Consider the following 19,731-nt stretch of genomic DNA (forward strand, 5'->3'; position numbering starts at 1 on the left):
CGCCGAGGGAATTCTTACCTGGAGGTTTTCCTGTGAAAGACATTCGTAAAGCATCAATTGAAACGCAGACTGTACATGCCGGTATCGACGAAAACGAATACGGCGCAGTCGTACCACCTATTTACCAGACCTCGACCTTCAAGTTCCAGAACGTCGAACACGGTGCCGACCTGTTCGCGGGACGCGGCGACGGCTTCATTTACACCCGCATGCGCAATCCAACCGTGGAAGCAATGGAAAATGCCATTGCCGTGCTCGAAGGCGGAGCGAAAGGACTCGGATGCGGCAGCGGTATGGCAGCCATTCACACAGCGTTTGCTGCCACCGTCAAGGCAGGAGATCACGTCATCTCGAGTGAGTCGGTGTACGGTCCGACCAGCACCCTGCTCAAAACCATCATGCACAACTTCGGTGTCGAGAGCTCCCTGGTCGACACCTCTGACCTCGACGCCATCCGCAACGCCTTGCAGCCCAACACGAAGGTGATTTACGTTGAGACACCGGGAAATCCGACGCTCGTGATCAGCGACCTCGACGCCATCGCCAAAATCGCGCATGATGCGAATGCTTTGCTGATCGTCGATAATACGTTTATGGGACCCGTGATGCAGCGTCCCATCGAACTCGGGGCGGATGTTGTCGTCCACAGTCTCACCAAGTCCCTCAACGGACATGCAGACGTGGTCGGCGGTGTCATCGTCGTCAAGGATGAGGAAATGTACCCCACCTTCCGGAAAACGCTCAACCAGATTGGCGGCGTCATTGATCCATTCAATTCCTTCCTGGTGCATCGCGGACTGAAAACACTCGCATTGCGTGTGCAGCGCGCATCGGAAAATGCAGCGAAGGTCGCCACGTTTCTCGAAAATCACCCGAAGGTCGCGTGGGTGCGCTATCCCGGACTCCCCTCCCATCCGCAATATGAAATCGGTCAGAAGCAGATGAGCGGCGGCGGCATGATGATTTCGTTTGAGCTGACGGGCGGACTGGAAGCCGGCAAGAAACTGATGGACAACGTCAAGCTGGCGCTTCTTGCAGTCAGTCTCGGAGGCGTGGAATCCCTCATTCAGCATCCGGCAAGCATGACGCATGCCGGCATGGGCAAGGAACAGCGCGAAGCGGCAAAAATCACTGACGGACTCGTACGTTTTTCTGTCGGGATCGAACATGTCGATGAAATCATTGCAGACCTCGAACACGCGCTCGAGCAGTGCTGACAGTTCTGCTCCTGTAAACCATGAAAGCGGGCCAGGGCCCGCTTTTTTTTATGTGTCAAAGGCTGTTTGATCAGGAAGCGGCCGGTGAGGCCACACTGCTGTTTCTGCGGGAAAGGAAACGCATGACGAACGGCCAGGCGATGAGTACGCAGAGGAATTCCGTGACACCGGCCGAAATGAATGCGACCTGGTAACTGAAAAGATCACTGATCACTGCACCAGCGAGTGGTCCGAGTGCAAACCCCAGCGACCCCGCTGCATTGAACCCACCCATGGCGGAAGCGCGAGACTCGACCGGAGCCACATGCGCAACGAACCATAGACTCGGCGCATACATCGCCGCGGCAAAAATCCCGCACAGCACCATGACCGGGAAAAACCACCCCGGGGAAAGGAGTCCGACGCCCAGTACTGCCACACCGTAGAGCAGCGACGCGCCCAGAATCAGACGCGCACCGCCCCATCGGTCAGACAGGCGGCCAAATGGGTAGATCAAAAGTGAGAACGGCAGCAGGTAGCCAGTCAGCAGCATTCCCGAGGCACGTGCATCCATTCCGAAAGCCGTGGCCACATAGAGCGGAAATGTAACGGCGAAAAAACCGACGGTAAAACGGTCGACAAATGTGAACGCGTACGGAATCGCGAGAGACGGACTGCGCCGCAATGCCTTTGTCGCTTCCCGCAGGGAGCGCACGGTCTCGAACCGACCCTCCTCAAGCTGTTGCCAGGCCAGCAGAGCACAGAGCAGCAGTATCACTGCCCCGATCGAACAGAGCAGCACCATTGAGGAAGCCCCGATTGCGCCCCCGATGGGAAACGCCAGCGTGGTGCCGAGCGACACTGCGGCACCGACTGCCCCCATGACGCGACCGTAATTACCCTCCCGTGCCCTGTCAACGGCCATGGTCATGACCATGGAGAAGCCCAGAATCGAAAACGCGCCCTCACCGAAACGCACGATCAGCAGCATGGGATACGTGGATATGAATGGCAGGGCGAAGTGGAACGCGGCAGTGATAACATACCCTATAATGAGCAATCCCTTCCTTCTCCCGATTCTGTCCGATACCGCACCCCACACGAAGGCAAACACCACGTGAGGAATCAGGTAGGATACCGCAAAAAGCGAAGCCTGGGTATCGTTCAGTACAAATCGGTCCCGCACGAAACTGCCGATGTTCGGGAACACCACAGCAGTGGAGAAGGTACTGGCGAACGCCAGTACCGCCAGAATCAGTATCTGACGCTGCTGCTTCCGCGTATCGATATGCTGCTCTCGCTTTTCTGCTGATGTTGCGGGTGTCGATGGCATACGTGTTTAACATCCGGGCACCGCAAAGTAGTTCTGTTGTGAAGCAAGTTTTCCGAAAATCTGCTATTCCCTTTCATGCGCTTTCCCCGGATGGGCGTCGTAATCCCCTGCACTTCCGCATCCCCGGCTTGACTTACTCGACACTTCGTGTTATTTTGGAAATCTGAATTCTAATTGATTGACTTACAACCAGTTAACAGGAGATATACTTGATCGGCATTATTGTTCAGGAAAATGAACCCATCGACCGCGCTATCAAGCGTTTTAAGAAGAAATACGAACGTTCCGGCATTCTGAAAGAATTCAAAAAGCGTACGTATTACACGAAACCTTCCGTCAAGAAGCGCATGAAAAAGCAGAAGGCCGTCCGCCGCGCAAAGCGTACGTCCGACGATTCCTGAGAGACCGTCTATTCTGCTGGGAGTAACACGGCGTCCATCGTCGTTCGTTCGTAACCCAACAACGTCTTATCTCACAGCCGGAACTGGATGCGGTTTTGGATTATCATTTCTACTACCACACCATGGCCGACGGCACGGTCAAACAGGTCAACCCGTTTTCGGGGGTTGAGGTATGGTCGGTACCAGGTCGGGGAAGCAAACCGCTCAGTGAAAGCTTGAAAGGCTACGCACCGGCACCTGTAGAGAAACAGGAGCCTGAGGCGTATTGTGCTTTTTGCAAAGGACGCATGTTCGAGACAGCACCCGAGAAAGCGCGCGTCATCAGGGAGAAGCAGAACTTTCGCACACTTCATCGCATTCCCCCCTCATCGTACCATGAAACCGAGCCGCTGTTTCGCCGCGTCTCGAATCTCTTTGAAATCCTCTCCGTTGATTATTGGCGGCAGAATTACAATTACAAAATGTCCTCTCGCAACCTGCAGTGGAAGGAAGACTATCTTTCCGACCCCGTAGGCTTGAATCATGTGATGGACATTCTGGATTACAAACTGCGGCGCAGTGGCCGATCAGACGAGGAGATCGCACGCATTTCGATGGAAGAAAAATTTGTAATGGCCGATGCGTTCTTCGGCGGCGGTCATGAAATGGTCATCGTTCAGCCGCATTACAGGCAGAATGCGCGGAACGCGCGCGACCTGTTTTCCACCAGCGAACTCAACGAGGAAGAACATTTCCAGTATTACAACTTCATCATCGACGCGATGAAGGATATCACCGCGAACAACCGGTATGTCCGTTCGCTGAGCGTGTTCAAAAACTGGCTGCCACCCGCGGGGGCCACCTTTGATCATCTGCATACGCAGATCGTCGCCATAGATGAATGGGGTGAGGCGATGGAGCGGAAAATCAAGATGGTGGTGCAGGACAAGAACGTCTGGAACACATACGGGCCGAACTTTGCAGGGTACCAGAATCTCGTTTTCGCTGAAAACGATTATGCGCTTGCGTACGTCGGCATCGGACACCGTTTCCCCACGGTTGAGATTTTTTCGAAATCCGTCAATGCACGTCCGGGTGATCACAACGAAGATGAAATTCGCGGCATGAGCGACCTCGTGCGCGCGGTGCATGCCGCTGTCGGGGGCGAGATCTCCCTGAACGAGGAATGGCATCACACGCCCATCGATTCAATTTTCAAAATACCCTGGCACGTTTTCATCAAGCTGCGGATCAACACGCCTGCAGGATTTGAAGGTGGAACCAACATCTTCATCAATCCCCTCACCCCCACGGATCTGCGCGACAAGCTCGTCCCGAAACTCTATACCCTGCGAGCTGACGGCAATATTGCTTCGAGCATCCGCGTCGCGGAAGAATGCAACCTCGTCCCCAATCCCCTTCAGTATTACAAAACGACGTGACCCCGGTGACAGTGCTCGGCATAGAATCTTCCTGTGACGAGACTTCCGCTGCTGTGGTACGCAACGGGACGCTGTGCTCGAATATCATTTCCTCGCAGCTCTTCCACAGCGAGTACGGCGGTGTGGTACCGGAACTGGCCTCACGCGCACATCTGCGCGCCATTCTCCCCATCATACGCAAGGCACTCGATGACGCGCAGGTGTCGATAGAAGATGTGGATGCTGTGGCGGCAACACAGGGACCGGGTCTGATCGGATCGCTGCTCGTCGGACTCAATACGGGGAAAGGCATTGCCATCGCTCGTGATATCCCTTTCCTGCCGGTGCATCATATCGAGGCGCATCTGTTTTCTCCCTATCTGCATGATCCGCACCCGGAACCTCCGTTCCTGGGCCTCGTGGTGTCGGGCGGACATACGCTCCTCATTCTCGTGCGCAACGTCGGGAAGTACGAATTGCTCGGAACCACTATTGACGATGCAGCCGGGGAGGCTTTCGACAAAGTGGCCAAAATGCTGGATCTCGGCTACCCGGGTGGACCGGTCATCGACGCCCGTGCTGCCAGGGGAAACCCCAATGCCGTAACCTTTGCGCGTCCCCTCCTCGACAGCAAGGACTATCGTTTCAGTTTTTCCGGCCTGAAGACATCCGTGCTTTATCATTTGCGTGACAGAGCGGAAAACGGTGTGCTGCGCCTGAACGAAGACGAGGTCGATGACATCTGTGCGTCCTTCCAACGGGCGGCGACAGACGTTCTCGCGAGCAAGGTGCTGCGCGCAGCAAAGGAATATGACATCAGGGATATTGCTGTGGCAGGCGGGGTTTCAGCGAACAGCGGACTCAAGCACGCGCTGCACACTGGTGCAGAGCGCATCGGACGAAAAGTGTTCATTCCCGATATTGCGTATTCCACGGACAACGCCGCGATGATTGCCATGCTCGCCTCACTGCAGCTTCAACAAGGAGCGCAGGGCGGTTTGCAGTCCCCGGCATTCGCCAGAATCGCAGACAGCATGTTCCAATGAATAAACGCACCCTCCTTCTCCTCGCTGCCGTACTACCCATCCTGCTCGCGGGCATTGCATGGATGCTCATCTCTTCACCGTATTCGGCAGAACACGATGAGCCACTGGAAATCCCGAGAGGGACATCCCTCCGCGGCATTGCGGAGCTGCTCGAAGACAACGATGTCGTGCGAAATGATCTCCTGTTCATCGCAGCCGCCAAACTGACCGGAAAAGACGGCCGGCTGCAAAGCGGACTGTACAATTTTCCGGCCGGAGCATCCACGCTCGATATCCTTACCATACTGGCGGACGGGAGTCATCAGGCGTACCGGAACATCACGATTCGCGAGGGACTGACAATCCGCCGCATAGCGACGCATCTCGATACGTGCTGCGGGTTCAGTGCGGACACTATCCTCAAGCTTTCACGTGACCCGTCATTCATCTCATCCTTCAAACTTGATGAACCGTCTCTCGAAGGCTATTTGCTGCCAGAGACCTACCGTGTGCGCTTTGACATTTCGGCGAGAGAGCTGCTCGGCATGCTCGTACACAACATGCTTGACACATTCAGTCCAAAAGACCGGGATCAGATGAAACGCACGGGTCGCGACATGCATGAAATTCTGACGATGGCTTCGCTTGTCGAAGGCGAGACCCGTCTCGATCGCGAACGCGCGCGCGTGGCAGGTGTATACTACAACCGGCTCAGGCGCGGGATGCTGCTGCAGGCAGACCCGACGATTCAATACATCATACCGGATGGTCCGCGCCGCCTGCTCTATCGTGATCTCTCGATCAATTCTCCATACAACACGTACCGCTATCCCGGACTCCCGCCCGGACCGGTGAACAATCCCGGGAAAGCTTCTATACATGCCGCTCTGTATCCTGAGACGCATGATTTTTACTATTTTGTCGCTGACGGCAGCGGCGGTCACCGGTTCTCGCGAACAATCGAGGAACATAACCGAGCCGTTGCCGCGTATCGAAGACTACGACGCTAACGAATCATCCATGCGTATCAAGGCTGTATTGCGTATTCCTTCTTTTTCCCCCCGACTGTGGCAGGCCATCGCGTTCCTGCTTCTCGTCGGCTGTGCCTCACAGCGTCCCCCGGAAGGCGGACCGAAGGACACAGAACCGCCGGTGATTCTCGAGAGTACTCCCGTCAACGAGAGTACCCGTTTCGATGGACAGGAGGTGACGCTGGAATTCAGCGAATACGTGCAGCGGCAAACGTTTCTCGAAGCAGTACATATTTCACCTCTCCCCGCAGTCGAGCCGGAGTATGAATGGTCCGGCAGTGAAGTGACCATTCTATTCCAGGACACGTTGCGCGCAAATCGCACCTACGTCATCACGGTTGGTACGAAAGTCAAAGATGTCAACGCCGGGAATGCAATGGCAGAGACCTTCCATCTCGCATTTTCCACTGGCGACAGCCTCGACCGCGGCACTTTCAACGGGACCATCATTGACGATGAGCCTTCGGGAGTTTCAGTGTTTGCGTATCTCCTCGAACCCGGGAGAGCCGATACACTGAATCCAACGAAGGACCGACCCGATTATCTCGTCCAGAGCGCGGATGACGGCAGTTTTCATTTCTACAATGTGACTCCGGGCAGCTACCGGGTGTTTGCTGTTCGTGACAAGTTCAACAACGTTCTGTACGATGTGGAGGCGGACGCCATCGGTGTGCCGTTCACGGATATCCTTGTTCAGGACAGTATTCCTCCTTCCCCCCCTCTTCGTTTCAGACTGTTTACCGAAGACACCACACGTCCTTCGATCCAGCGCATCGACGCGCTCTACAGCCATCGCGTCCGCGTGAAGTTTAATGAAACGGTCTATCCGCAGCCGTTCCCGCTCACCTGGATTCATGTCACCGATTCCATCTCCGGTGAAGACCTCGCGCTTATCGACGCCATGGCTCCTCCGGGAGAGAATTACGCCTGGGATTTCTTCACCGTCGATCCACTTCCACAGAGAACGCTGATATTCAGTGCCGACTCACTGCGCGACGCCGCATTCAATACCCTCGCACTCCCCGACAGTGCACTGATATTCACAGGCGTGAGTGAACCCGATACCACGCGTCCTGTCATCCGGAACCGTTTTCCCGAGGCCCGCGCACGGAAGACGGAGCCTGACAGTAATTTCGTGCTGCTCTTCGACCGTCCGATGTCCCGCACTGCCGCGCTTCGACTGGAGGATTCCACCGGTACGGATGTCCCGCTCCAACTCATCTGGGTTTCCAGCTATGAGCTTCAGGTATCGCATCCAGCGCTTATGGACGAAGCGCAGTATTCCTTCTGTACCGATCTCTCCTCACTGCGTGATTCCATCTCCGGTCGCAGCGTGGCGGACACGACATACTGCATAACCTTCACAAGCGGCATTCTCGACCGCTTCGGTGTTGTCGCCGGGAGTGTGCGCAGTGATGATTCAACCGGACAGTTCGTCATTCAGCTGAGGGAGGCGAAAAAGCATGCGAAAACGCGCAAAACCCGGGCGGATGCAAAAAAGGAGTACAGGTTTGACCGCGTGCTTGAGGGACATTACCTCATCGACGCATACGAAGACAGCAACAACAGCGGCAGGTACGACCCCGGCAAAGCCGTGCCGTTCTCGCCTCCGGAACCGTTCGGGGTGCAGCGTGATACATTGCGCGTGCGTGCGCGCTGGGAAACAAACGGCGTTATCATTCCCGTACAGCCCTAGCACACTGCCCGGGCATTTCCCTGCAATTTCATCCCAACCTCTGGCATTTCTCTGATGCCGTGACATTTCTTGACATCTGTTTACGGGCGCAAAACAACTCTGAGATCCTCTGCGCGTAGATTGGACCATACGACATCCAACAACGCTTTTAGAGAGGACGACATGAAACGCTATCTGCCATTGCTCATCACGCTGCTCTTTGTGACCGTTCACCTTTCCGCCCAGCAGCCAGTGGGCGAGCAGCCGGCCATGCCCAGGCTTGGTGCAGCGGATAAGCCATCACTCGACCTCGCAGCTGCGAACTACGCCCTGGCCCTGCAATCGGACAATGATGGACTCGTCGAATCAGCGCTTTATTACCTCACCTGCATGCGCCTTGCCTACCCCACGTACAATCTCGATGAAGTCAGCACACTGGTCGATTCGCTGGTGACGGAAGGAAAAACGGAAAGCATCCGATTCAAGGCCTATCTCACCAGCGCAGTGTTCGATGCCCCGGCATCCGTCGATTGTGAGCAGCTTCGCAGCACCGATGACATCCTTGCATTTTTCGTTTCCATCAGCAATCAGCTTCAGCATCGTCTGCTGGTTCAGAAAAACTGAGACGTACACAGCACAGTGAAAAAAAGTCCCTGCACGGAGCATGCGCAGGGACTTTTTCTTTCATCACATCCGTGAAACCTTATTCCGCCTTGACACGCACCTTGTGCTGGACACGGTCTCGTACGACCCAGGCTTCAGTCATACCGCGTTCATGAAGCAGAGCGCGGACGGAATCGGCCGGGGGACGAAGCAGAAAATCCCCCATACGCAACTTGTAATACGGCGCATCGAAGGTCAGATCAAGCCGTCCCACCTGCATATCGAGAGAATCAAGCCTGTCATGAAAACGCGTAATCTGCCGCTGCGCTTCATCCACGCTGGTGGTAGAATACAGCTGGATACGATATCCCATCGTCTTCTCGATGCGCTCAGTCCATTGCGTCTCTTCAGGGATATCGGCGCGTTCGGAGGGTTTGACCTCCGTCGCTTCCTTTTCCTCGGGTTTCCTGTATTTTGCCGGATCGAATTCCTTTTCGTGTTCCTGCATCGGCTTATCCTCCTGCTTGACAGGTGTCACGTCAGAAGACGCCGAACAGCCGGTGAGAAAAGCTATCCCGAGCAGTACTGCGATGACAGAGGCGTTTCGAAGGTGTGAATTACGTACTCGCATGAATTAGCGTGCAACCTCAACCGTGAATGCATCCGGGTAACCAAGAGACTGTACTTCCGCTTTGAAGGAAGCGGCCTCATCACGCTTCTGGAAGGAGCCCAGCGTAACCTTGTAGTAACCGGTCGCAGCATCATAGCGCTTGTACACCGGCTGATTGAACTTGTTTTTGAGTTCGTTGACGAGTTCGAAGGCACCGGATTCGTTTTTGAACGCACCGAGCTGCACGCTCCACATCATACTGCCGCTGCGCGGTGCCACGTTTGCGGGCTGCGTTTTCTCCACGGGCGGCGCCTCCTGCTTTGCCGGCGGCTCAGCTTCCGTAGCCGCTGCCGGTTCCTCATCCCTGATGGGAACAGGTTCGACCTCGGCCTCCCCTTCATCTTCCACAACTTCGATTTCAACGGGTTCATCCGTTTCCGGGATGATCGATTCTTCCTGGTCGACTTTCTGGAAACTTTCGTCCCCCTGCGCGCCGTCCTTGGAGTTCACTTCCTCACTTGAACTGCATGCCGCTACGAACATCAGCGATGCAAAAATGAACATGAGGGGGAAAAATTTGCGATGCAACATGGTATGCTCCGGATAAGATTTCAGAGACGAACAATTTCAATACCGGCACTTGCCCCGATACGGGTGGCTCCCGCATCGATCATGCGTAAGGCGGTGTCACGGTCACGGATGCCCCCGCTGGCTTTCACGTCTGCGCTTTCCCCTACGGTACTGCGCATCAGCCGGACAGCCTCAACAGTGGCGCCTCCACTGCTGAACCCGGTAGAAGTCTTGACAAATTCCGCGCCGGCGTTCACCGCGAGATTGCAGGCTTCGATAACTTCCGTATCGCTGAGCAGGCATGTTTCCAGGATGACCTTGATAATGGCTTCATCGACGCTTTGCCTGGCAGCGTGCGCAACGGATGCGATATCGTTTTCGACGTAGGCATAGTCGCCTTCGCGTAGTCTGCCGACATGCAGCACCATATCGAATTCTCCGGCGCCATCCGCTGCCGCGTTTTCAGTTTCCCGGACCTTGACGTCTGTTCTGTTTGCGCCAAGCGGGAATCCGATCACCGTGCACACACGCGGTGCGCTTTCCTGCAGCACATTTGCACAGAGACGCACCCATGATGGATTGACACATACGGAGGCAAATCCATATTGACGTGCCTCATCGCAGAGCCGGAGAATATCCCGCTCTCCGGCCTCCGGTTTAAGAAGGGTGTGATCAATTCTGCCCGCGAGTTCCGTATCGATGCGATGTTCCTGCATGTGTTTCTGCTCCCGTATCAGATTCCGAAGCGAAGCGCCACCGATGCCCTGATTACATTGATTCTCCAGTCGGCGTTTCCGTCTGTCACAGACGTTACCGGTATGTTGGCCTGCAGTTCAGGGGCCAGGGCGGCGCTTCTGCCGAGAGGCAGGTCGAATCCTATCCCCAGAAGAATAGCGGCACGAAGCCCGGGATCTCCAAAGTCCTCGAGCGCGCCATCCTTGTACACCATCTTGTTCGTTCCGGAGCTGGGAAACGTATAGCCCTCGGTTTTCAGGTAAATCTCTTCGGTGAGTGTTCCTGTCGTATAAAAACCGGCGCTCGCGCCGGCGATGAAATACAGTCCCCCGGCACCGGTAAACCAGAGTGCACTGAACGATGTCGTGATGTACTGGAGTGCGACATCCGAACGCTGCTCGAACTCCACGGGGACAGTGCTGCCATCGATTGCAATCATCTCCGCATTGCGATTGGTGATGTACTCGGTACTGTGATCCTGAAAAAGTCCTTCCAGGCGCAATCCCAAATAGCGATTGATGAAGAAATCGAGCTGCAGTCCGGCATGATACCCCGCACCGTCGCCATTGTCATATTCACAGTTGCAGTCGGCTCTGGGACCGCTGACGCCGAGATTGTAATTGCCGCCACCGACGATCCCTATGGCAACGGATCCCGGATACGCCTGGCGGAATCCATGGCTCTGACGGTAGCGCTGCGCGGAGGCAGGCAGAGTAAGCATGACAAATGAAAGCGTGGCAGCGGTCAATGCGAGCAGGATGAGGCGAGACTGGAAACGAGCATGCATGGTACTTCTCCGCAGAGTGTTCATATGGCGAAGCGCAGATATATCTGTGCGCGGAACGCATTGAGCCTCCAGCTCTGATAGTTGGAGGCGAGCGGCGTCTGTCCCAGTGAAAAGGAAAGCTCGGGGGCCAGTTCAAGTCGCTCGTGCAGAGGAATGATGTATCCGAGCCTTGCACTGAGTGCAAGCTGATAACCGCTGTCGTCATAATACTGCGACAGTCCGTCGTCCATCACGACCTGCTCGCTGCCCCCGTTTGTATCATAACCTATCCCAGGAGTGGTAATGGTTTCCACTTCTTCGATATTGTCGGAAAACACCACACCGAGTTCCGGACCGGCGGCGACATAAAGACCGCGAAGCGGCAAATCCCATTTCGCGAGTACAGCAAATTGCAGCAGAGTCAGCTGAACGGTGCTTTCGAGATCGAAATTGATGTTGCGAAACTCCCCTTCCGCAGGTGGAATCTCGATATACTCCAGACGTGTCTGCGATTTCTCGTACACGGGTGTCATCGAACGCAATCCCACCGTCGCCATCACGGAAAAATCCCTGCTGAGGGGATAATCCGCAAAACCGCCAAGATCGAATCCCAGTCCGTTTCCTCCGTTGTATTCACAGTCGCAAAGTGTCTTGAAACTGCCACTTCCCGCTATCCAGGCACCACCGGCATAGGGACCGATGTGAAGTCGAAACGGGACGGGACGCAGAATATCGTCCTCTCCCCCGGGGGGATTACCCGCGGAAAGCGGCGTGGAGCTTAGAAGTAGGAGAGTAAGAATCAGGGCCAAGGTGCGCATATCAACGATGTGTATATGATGTATCCGGCATATTACAATCACCCTGCCTAAGATACAACCGCTCAAATGCACTCGGATGTGCTCAGATGTGCTCAGATACGCTCAGATACGCTCAGCGGCGGATCGCGGAATCCAGCCGTTTTTCCCGTCGGCGAGACGGATATGGTACATCTCCTCCCGTACCTCCAGGATCTGCACTTTCAATCCCTCATGTACCACGAAACTCTCGACTCCGGTGGCGTCGGGCGTACTCAGAACGGTGGTTTCATCAGGCATGATGATGGCATTGCTGTGTGCACTGATCTGCTCGAGACGTGTGCTGTAGAGGACAACGGTCAGAATGAAAAAGACGCCTGTCGCGATGCTTGCCACCAGTGCGATGCGGCGCAGCAATACGCGGCGGAACCCGAAGAAGAGAAACAGGGATGCGGCGAGCAGCCACAGGAAGGCGACCGACCAGCTGAAAAACGTTGCGGGCAGGTATGCGTTCTGCACATCATTCCACCAGCGAACGAAGAAAAGCAACGGAATCGGTTCGACGCGGTCGCGGGTCCGGGCGCGCACCACACGAATGTTATGGAGTACGTCCGCATTCCCCGGCTCCTGCAGAAGCGCCTTCTCGAAATACAGCATTGCTGCGCCGAGGTTTCCGTTCTTGTAATAGGCGTTCCCGAGATTGTAATACACCGGGAAAGAGGCATAGCCTTCATTTTCCAGATCGTGCAGCAGCTGTATCGCCTGTTTGTATTCGGCGTTGGAATAGGCGCTCGTTGCTTCGTCGAAGCGATCCCGTGGTTGCGCCTGCACGACGGCAACAGAAAGCAAGGAGAGGATTACAATGCAGAATATTCTCATCATGCGCTCCTCCGCATGGCTTCTTCGAGGGAAATGATGGCTTCACGTGTTTCGTCATACAGTGACTGCATCTCCTGCTCGTTCGCCCGTGTCGGCGAAAATCGTGCAAATTCCACGCGGTCGAGAGCTTTCTGTAATTGTGCACTGAGCGCATCATCAACGCCGTCCTTCCGAAGGGCATCCACAATTGCGGCCATTGTGGTGGCAGAGGTGGAGAGTCCCAGTTTGTCCTGCACATACCCCCAGAGCGCACGGGCAATTTCGAGATAGTACGTATCGGTTTCACCCTGCTCGAGATAACGTCGTGAATTCTGCAGGTGTTTTTCCGCGACACGGGTAGCGCGGCGGCGCTTCATTCCTGCGACATCACCTCTTGCGGCATCATACCGCCGCTTCCAGAGCAGCGCGCCGACGGTGGCGACAACCGGCATGAGGTAGAAGAGCGCCATGAGTGGCAACGGAATACCCGGATCCTCGCTGGAGGGCAATGGACCTGAGACGGTGCGTATCGGCCGCACATCTTCCGAAAGGTAGTCAATGTACTCCTGCTCAAGCTGTCCTGCCTGCTGCCGCGCGTCGCCTTCGGCGATATCGAGCTCGAAAGACGCGCTGTGAAGGGTGATATACTGCTTGCTCTCGAGATCGAAATAGCTGAAGGTCACCGGTGGTAGCGTGACCTTGCCCGCATAACGCGGCACCAGGATATACTCGAAGGTCTTGCTGCCTGTCATGGTGCCGCCTTCAGGATGCACATCCTCGCTTATGGTCGGATCATAATGATCCACTCCCGCGGGGAACGTGATCGACGGCTCATCGAGCAAACGGATATTTCCCTGTCCACTCAGCTTCACCGTCAGCGTTGCGGTTTCATTCGCCTTGAGCTTTCGCCTGTCCAACTGCACGTTCATGTCGTACGAACCGACAACACCCTTGAAGTTTTCGGGTTTGTCCGTTTCAGGGAGTGCGCGCACGTTCACATTCAGTTTCTGTGTCAGCAGCGATTTCTTCACGTTTTCATAACGATCGAAAAACGGATCGGAGAAAAAACGGTCAAATGCGTCATTCCCCCGTCGCTCACGCGGTTTGCGAACGCGTACAGTGGTCCCGACTTCGAAGGGATCAATCGTCAGCTTCCCGGTCTGCGTCGGGAAATACAGCACTTTACGCAGCATGAAAGTCTCGTACTGCCGTCCCTTGTACACTTCGACCCGTGGACGCAGCTGGGTCGGTGTTTCGACATCCTCGGACCAGAAGCCAACCATGCGTGGCAGTTTGATGGGATTATCGAGCTGAAAAGCGACGCGGGAATACAGCTTGTAGGTAACGGTGATCGGTTCACCGATATAGACATCGGATTTGTTCGCAATGGCACGAATAAACAGCTCGTCTCCCAGATCAATGTTGCGCGATTGTGTGCTTCCCCCCTGCTGCTGCTGCTGATTCCCTGATTGCGGAACGGCCTTCGTCACCTTGATACGCACGGTGTTGCTGCTGAGCCTGGAGCCATCGTAGTTGATGCTGGCGGATGGAACGGTGAAGCTGCCAACGCTGCGCGGTTGAAGAACGTAGCTCCACGAGATGGTCGTACTGACGCGTCCGTTGATGATCTGCATCTGCTGCGAGGTAGACGGACCGTGGAGCGTGAGGAAATTGCTGTTAAGGTTCGGTGCGTTGAAATCCGAGTAGCGGCGAAGACTCCCTCCAGACAGGGAATATGTCACCTGGAACTGCTCTCCCACGGCAACTTCCGTTCTGTCCACGCTGCAGGTGAACTGCACGTCCTGCGCCCACACCGCGGGTGCGAGCACACTGAGCACTGCTATGAACGCTATCAGCCGCTTCATGTCTTACCAGTCCTTCTCCACATTTGCGCGTGCGTTTACCTTGGCCCGCTTCTTCTTCTGCAGAGCTTTTTCCTCGCGTTCGAGTGCGCGCAGAATCTGCTCAGCCTGCTGCTTCGACATCTTCTGCTCCTGCTCGGGTTTGGACTTCTGCTGCTCGTTCTTCTTTGCGTCCTCTTTCTGATCCTGGTCTTTCTGATTCTGTTGCTGCTGCTGGTCCTGCTGCTGCTGATCTTTCTTCTGCTGCTGCTCGTCCTTGCTCTTGTCTTTCTGATCCTGATCCTTATTCTTGTCCTGCTTCTGGTCTTTCTTCTGATCCTTGTTCTGATCTTTGTTCTGCTGTTGCTGCTGCAGCTCTTCCAGCTTCTTTTTGGCGTAGGTCAGATTGTATCGGGCTTCTTCATCCGCCGGACGAAGCTTGAGCGCCCGTTTGTACATGTCAATGGCATGCAGATAGCCCTGCATACGCATATCCCCACCCTGTCCACCGGCCGCCTGCTGCAACAGTGGATTTTCCATCCCCTTGTCCGCTGCCTGCAGAAAGGTATTCCCGGCGTTGTAAAACGTCGTCGCCAGCTGATCGGGGTTTTCCACGCGTGTCCCGGCTTTCTCGTATGCTTCGAGAGCCGCCTTGATATCGTCTGCGCGATACGCTGCGTTCCCGTTGTTGAAATAGCTTTCAACGCGATCGGGCTCTTCGACGGACGCCTGTTCGTATTTCTCTCGGGCGCGGTCATATTCCTGCTGGCTGTAATATTCATTGCCCTCGTTTACCGTCGAACGGTACGACTGTGCCGACAGTGTTGCCGCAGTCATCGAGAGCAGTATGACAATGAGGATGCGCGTTCTCATATCAGCCCTCCGAATCTTGTGGTGGTGCAAAAATGGAAAAGCGGGAGAGGAACCTGTTCCGGGTTTCCGAGATGAGCAGTTCCCCGATCAGCAGCACGAGCGCGAGCGCGAGCAGATACTGAAAACGGTCTTCATAATCGGTGAACTGCTTCGTACCGAATTCCTTTTTTTCCATGCGTTCGATCTGCGCGAATACGGTGGCGAGATTGTCCCGTCCACTCAGCGCCTGGGTAAAGCTCCCCCCCGTGACTTTCGCGATTTCCCGCAAAGTTTCTGCATCGAGGCGGGAGAGAACGAGCTCCCCGTCTTCGGATTTCTTGAAACCCTGCCCGTTGCCGCCTACGGGGATCGGGGCGCCCTCGAGCGAACCCATACCGATGGTGTGAATGACGATTCCTTCCGCTGCCGCTTCCTTGGCAGCGCTGACCGGATCGTCTTCATGATTTTCACCGTCCGTAATTACGACCATCGCCTTGTATTTCCCTTCCTCTTTCTTGAACGATTCCCTCGCCAGGTCTATGGCGGATCCGATCGCCGTACCCGGTGTCGGTGCGATGCCTGTGGTGATCACATCGGTAAGCATGAGTGCTGCATTGTAATCCGATGTCAGCGGCAGCTGCGTATACGCATCTCCCGCGAAGACGATGATACCGATACGATCGCCCTTCAGATTGTTGATCAGGTTCTGCAATTCCTTTTTTGCGGCGCTGATGCGGTTGGGCTGAATATCTTCGGCATTCATACTGCTGGAGACATCGACCGCGACGATGAGGTCAATGCCGCTGCGGGTGACTTCTTCGAATTTGGTGCCGATTTTCGGATTCGCGTATGCCACGATGCATACCGCGAGAGCGAGAAGGAATATCGAACCCCGGAGCCAGAACTTGACTCGGCTCCTGCCGGGAGTCATGCGATGCAGCGTACTGCGCTCTCCGTACGCCTGCAGGCGCCGGCGCTTCAGAAACCAGGCAAACCACAGCAATGCCGCCACGGCGGGCAGCACGAGCAGGTAGGTCAGATATTCCGGATGGGCGAATTGAATCATGCGTATCGACGATGTGAAATGACTTTTTCGTGACTACGGGATTTTCCTGAAGACAAAGTTCGAAAGCAGTAACTCCGCGATCAGCAGAGCCATACCGAGCAGCAGATAGTCGTAGAACAGCTCCGTGTAACGATGGAACTCGGTTACCTCGATCTTCGTCCGTTCCAGCTTGTCGATCTCTTCGTAAATCTCCTTCAGCTTCTTGTTGCTCGTGGCGCGGAAATACTTGCCGTCCGTAATGTTGGCCACCTGCGTGAGCATGTCTTCATCGATTTCGACGGGCATGGGCTGATACTGAATGCCGAAGGGTGTTTTCACCGGGTACGGGGCCATGCCGCGTGTGCCGACACCGATGGTGTAAATACGTATTCCGAAGGTTTTGGCGATTTCCGCGGCTGTCGCGGGATCGATGGATCCCATGTTGTTGACGCCATCGGTAAGCAGAATCATCACCTTGCTTTTCGATTTGCTGTTCTTCATCCGGTTTACCGCATTGGCGATGCCTTCACCGATTGCCGTACCGTCCTGCAGATAGCCAGTCTTGACCTTGTCGAGCAGGTCGATCAGCACGGCGTAGTCCGTGGTGAGCGGACATTGCGTAAAGCTCTCGCCGGCGAAGATGACGAGTCCAATACGGTCGTTGATCCGGTTTTCGATAAAGTCTTCCGCGACGTTTTTCGCCGCCTCAAGCCGGTTCGGCCTGAGGTCCTCGGCGAGCATGGAACCTGAAATATCAAGTACGATGGTGATGTCGATACCCTCGCGGTACACTTTCTCTCCGCGTGCGGATGACTGGGGACGGGCGAAGGCCACGATAATCAGCGCAAGGGCGATCATGCGCAGCGCAAAGGGCAGATGCCGAAAACGCACGCGCAATCCAACGGGAAGCGAGGCAAACGGCTTGATCGATGAATGCCGGAGAGCCGCGGTGAGCCTCCCCTGCTTGAACACGTACCAGATCAGCAGAAGCGGAATAAGCAGAAGCAGCCAGAGCAGCTCAGGATTCGCGAACTGTGTGATATGCTCAAACATGCGCATCACCTCCTTTGGCTTCCGTGGAGGGATGTTCTTCCGTGGACTGCACCGACTTCCTGGTCTCTTCGACGAAATGCGTGGCCAGGGCCATGGCACGCTCGTGCTCGTCCGCAGTCGGCACATAGCGGGCAAACTTGCTCATGTCGGCGGTCCTCAACGTACGTTCGAGATCGGCAACGAGTGCCGGCGTGAGGCCGAGCATCGCCACATCGGGCATGAGCTCGCTCGTCGGATGCTCCAGTGCGGGAACTGCAAACCGCCGTTCGATATATGCGCGCAGAATATCCGTAAGCCGCGCCTGATACATCTTATGTTCGCCTTTCTGCCAGAGCGCCTCCTGCCTGAGTTGTTCCAGGGCCCGCAGGGCGATGACATCCGCCGGCAGATCGGGTTCCGGCTCGACCTCTTCCTCCTCACCGTTGTCGCGATCGCGATACCAGCGGTAGCCCAGCCAGCCAAGCACGGCGAGCAGCAGCACAATGCCGGCGTACATGAGGTAATCCCAAATCGTCAGTGGCACATGCATCACGTCACGGATATCCTTGAACGTGATATTCGTGTCGAGCGCGACCGTACTCACGGTGAAATCAATCGGTGCGCTTCTGAGCGCGTAGGTGGTCGTATCACCCGGACGCATGAAATGCAGGATGGCGGAAACGGGGATGCGCCCGGTATCGAAAACCGTCACGGTGAGGTTCTGCTCAAACTGCTGTCTGCCGCCCTTCCTGCTGCGTTCCGCTTCTTCACCGGAAACGAATTCCGCATTCTCGAAATCGTCATCGGTGGCGGGAAGTATGAGCTTCCACTCGGCTGGAGCATCTACCTGCAGGTGCAGTGGTATCCACTCGCCGATCAGGTAATTTGTCGAATCGGTATGAATCGTAATCGTTGCGTCCGCAGAGCCTTTCGTTTCTGCTGCTTCCTGACCTTCTACTTCCTGCGCGTGCAGGCTTTCCTGCGCGTGCAGGGACGCAGCTGCAAGCAGGGACACTGCCGCAAGCAGGAGGATAAACGCCTTCAAGTATTTTTTCTGCTCCATCAGTACCGCCTCTCCCTCATGCGGAAAAATTCGACCAGCGGCTGGATATATCCTTTCTGCACATCAATACGAATCGCGTCCACGTTCGAGGCAAGGAACATGCGCTCGCGTTTCGTGATCCGGTGCTCCCATGCCTGTTGGTACGCATTCCGCACGGCTTTCATAGACGTGTCGACCCAGCGCTCGGCTGCGCTCTCCGCATCGCGCAGCTTGACGAGTCCGACATCCGGCAGTTCCCGCTCTCTCGGATCGTCGAGCTGTACGGCGATCAGATCGTGCTTTCTCGCAACAATTTTCATGGGCTGTTCATATTCGTCATCCATGAAGTCGGAAACGAGAAATGCGATGGAGCGCTTTTTCGTGACGTGATTGAAATACTCGAGTGCGGAGCGCAGACTGGTGCCGCTGCTTTCGGGACGAAACGCGATGATGTCGCGGATGATGCGCAGGATATGCGAGCGTCCCTTCTTGGGTGGAATGAACTTCTCGATGCGGTCGGTGAAAATGATCATGCCGACCTTGTCATTGTTCTTGATGGCGCTGAACGCGAGCACTGCGCACAGTTCAGCGGCGATGTCGCGCTTGCTCCGCGTGCCTGAACCATAGTCCTGTGAGCCGCTCATATCCACGAGCAGCATGACAGTGAGTTCGCGTTCCTCCTCGAACACTTTTATGAAAGGACGATTGAAACGCGCGGAAACGTTCCAGTCGATGGTGCGGACATCATCCCCGAACTGGTACTCGCGCACTTCGGAAAATTCCATGCCGCGTCCTTTGAACACGCTGTGGTATTCTCCCGAAAAGAGCTGGTTGACCAGTCCCCTCGTGCGAATTTCTATCTGCCGCACATTCCTGAGAATCTGCTTGGTATCCATGAACCTCTGTTATCGTAATCCGTGAT

General features: G+C 55.5%; 20 protein-coding genes. 7 read left to right on the plus strand and 13 right to left on the minus strand.

Annotated elements, in window-relative coordinates:
• The first annotated feature begins 32 nt into the window (after nucleotides 1–32).
• Nucleotides 33–1,217: a PLP-dependent aspartate aminotransferase family protein gene (locus KQI65_06395; GenBank protein MCB2204363.1), complete on the plus strand. Its 1,185-nt coding sequence runs from the start codon at nucleotides 33–35 to the stop codon at nucleotides 1,215–1,217.
• A gap of 70 nt (nucleotides 1,218–1,287) precedes the next feature.
• Here KQI65_06395 and KQI65_06400 read toward each other — a convergent pair whose 3' ends face one another.
• Nucleotides 1,288–2,529, minus strand: coding sequence for an MFS transporter (locus tag KQI65_06400; GenBank protein MCB2204364.1), 1,242 nt, complete (start codon nucleotides 2,527–2,529; stop codon nucleotides 1,288–1,290).
• Between the two features lie 209 nt (nucleotides 2,530–2,738).
• Here KQI65_06400 and rpsU point away from each other — a divergent pair, with 209 nt between their 5' ends.
• From rpsU to KQI65_06430, 6 genes are all read left to right on the plus strand, one after another.
• A complete protein-coding gene (gene rpsU, locus KQI65_06405) occupies nucleotides 2,739–2,930 on the plus strand; it encodes a 30S ribosomal protein S21 (GenBank protein ID MCB2204365.1) in 192 nt (63 codons plus the stop codon).
• Between the two features lie 95 nt (nucleotides 2,931–3,025).
• Nucleotides 3,026–4,351, plus strand: a complete 1,326-nt coding sequence (locus tag KQI65_06410; GenBank protein MCB2204366.1) for a DUF4921 family protein — start codon at nucleotides 3,026–3,028, stop codon at nucleotides 4,349–4,351.
• Nucleotides 4,306–5,376 carry a tRNA (adenosine(37)-N6)-threonylcarbamoyltransferase complex transferase subunit TsaD gene (tsaD, locus tag KQI65_06415; protein ID MCB2204367.1) on the plus strand — a complete coding sequence of 357 codons (1,071 nt, stop codon included), beginning with the start codon at nucleotides 4,306–4,308 and terminating at the stop codon, nucleotides 5,374–5,376. Before KQI65_06410 ends, tsaD begins: the two co-directional genes overlap by 46 nt.
• Complete coding sequence (mltG, locus tag KQI65_06420; GenBank protein MCB2204368.1) at nucleotides 5,373–6,365, plus strand: endolytic transglycosylase MltG; 993 nt, start codon at nucleotides 5,373–5,375, stop codon at nucleotides 6,363–6,365. The genes tsaD and mltG overlap by 4 nt, the downstream gene beginning before the upstream one ends.
• Nucleotides 6,259–8,082 carry an Ig-like domain-containing protein gene (locus tag KQI65_06425; protein ID MCB2204369.1) on the plus strand — a complete coding sequence of 608 codons (1,824 nt, stop codon included), beginning with the start codon at nucleotides 6,259–6,261 and terminating at the stop codon, nucleotides 8,080–8,082. The genes mltG and KQI65_06425 overlap by 107 nt, the downstream gene beginning before the upstream one ends.
• A 162-nt stretch (nucleotides 8,083–8,244) precedes the next feature.
• On the plus strand, nucleotides 8,245–8,685 hold the full coding sequence (locus KQI65_06430) for a hypothetical protein (GenBank protein ID MCB2204370.1): 441 nt from the start codon (nucleotides 8,245–8,247) through the stop codon (nucleotides 8,683–8,685).
• A 79-nt stretch (nucleotides 8,686–8,764) separates the two neighbouring features.
• Here the strand turns inward: KQI65_06430 and KQI65_06435 are convergent, their stop codons facing one another.
• The 12 genes from KQI65_06435 to KQI65_06490 form a co-directional block, all read right to left on the minus strand.
• Complete coding sequence (locus KQI65_06435) at nucleotides 8,765–9,172, minus strand: SPOR domain-containing protein (GenBank protein ID MCB2204371.1); 408 nt, start codon at nucleotides 9,170–9,172, stop codon at nucleotides 8,765–8,767.
• Between the two features lie 126 nt (nucleotides 9,173–9,298).
• Nucleotides 9,299–9,865 (minus strand): SPOR domain-containing protein, encoded by a 567-nt coding sequence (locus tag KQI65_06440; protein MCB2204372.1) that lies wholly within the window; start codon nucleotides 9,863–9,865, stop codon nucleotides 9,299–9,301.
• Between the two features lie 20 nt (nucleotides 9,866–9,885).
• The gene (deoC, locus tag KQI65_06445; protein MCB2204373.1) at nucleotides 9,886–10,545 is read right to left on the minus strand and encodes a deoxyribose-phosphate aldolase; all 660 of its coding nucleotides are present in this window, start codon (nucleotides 10,543–10,545) and stop codon (nucleotides 9,886–9,888) included.
• A 32-nt stretch (nucleotides 10,546–10,577) separates the two neighbouring features.
• The gene (locus KQI65_06450) at nucleotides 10,578–11,366 is read right to left on the minus strand and encodes a PorT family protein (protein ID MCB2204374.1); all 789 of its coding nucleotides are present in this window, start codon (nucleotides 11,364–11,366) and stop codon (nucleotides 10,578–10,580) included.
• 20 nt (nucleotides 11,367–11,386) lie between these two features.
• Nucleotides 11,387–12,163 carry an outer membrane beta-barrel protein gene (locus tag KQI65_06455; protein ID MCB2204375.1) on the minus strand — a complete coding sequence of 259 codons (777 nt, stop codon included), beginning with the start codon at nucleotides 12,161–12,163 and terminating at the stop codon, nucleotides 11,387–11,389.
• A 102-nt stretch (nucleotides 12,164–12,265) separates the two neighbouring features.
• Nucleotides 12,266–13,021 (minus strand): tetratricopeptide repeat protein, encoded by a 756-nt coding sequence (locus KQI65_06460; GenBank protein ID MCB2204376.1) that lies wholly within the window; start codon nucleotides 13,019–13,021, stop codon nucleotides 12,266–12,268.
• Nucleotides 13,018–14,862, minus strand: a complete 1,845-nt coding sequence (locus KQI65_06465) for a BatD family protein (protein MCB2204377.1) — start codon at nucleotides 14,860–14,862, stop codon at nucleotides 13,018–13,020. The genes KQI65_06460 and KQI65_06465 overlap by 4 nt, the downstream gene beginning before the upstream one ends.
• A 3-nt stretch (nucleotides 14,863–14,865) precedes the next feature.
• A complete protein-coding gene (locus KQI65_06470; GenBank protein MCB2204378.1) occupies nucleotides 14,866–15,711 on the minus strand; it encodes a tetratricopeptide repeat protein in 846 nt (281 codons plus the stop codon).
• 1 nt (nucleotide 15,712) lies between these two features.
• Entirely contained in the window at nucleotides 15,713–16,756 is a 1,044-nt protein-coding gene (locus KQI65_06475) for a VWA domain-containing protein (GenBank protein MCB2204379.1), read from the minus strand.
• Nucleotides 16,757–16,789: 33 nt separating this feature from the next.
• Nucleotides 16,790–17,788: a VWA domain-containing protein gene (locus KQI65_06480; GenBank protein ID MCB2204380.1), complete on the minus strand. Its 999-nt coding sequence runs from the start codon at nucleotides 17,786–17,788 to the stop codon at nucleotides 16,790–16,792.
• Nucleotides 17,781–18,830: a hypothetical protein gene (locus KQI65_06485; protein MCB2204381.1), complete on the minus strand. Its 1,050-nt coding sequence runs from the start codon at nucleotides 18,828–18,830 to the stop codon at nucleotides 17,781–17,783. The genes KQI65_06480 and KQI65_06485 overlap by 8 nt, the downstream gene beginning before the upstream one ends.
• Nucleotides 18,830–19,705 (minus strand): DUF58 domain-containing protein, encoded by an 876-nt coding sequence (locus KQI65_06490; protein ID MCB2204382.1) that lies wholly within the window; start codon nucleotides 19,703–19,705, stop codon nucleotides 18,830–18,832. Before KQI65_06490 ends, KQI65_06485 begins: the two co-directional genes overlap by 1 nt.
• Nucleotides 19,706–19,731 lie beyond the last annotated feature (26 nt).

This window comes from bacterium, from assembly GCA_020444325.1.
Lineage (GTDB): Bacteria > Bacteroidota > Ignavibacteria > SZUA-365 > SZUA-365 > BM516.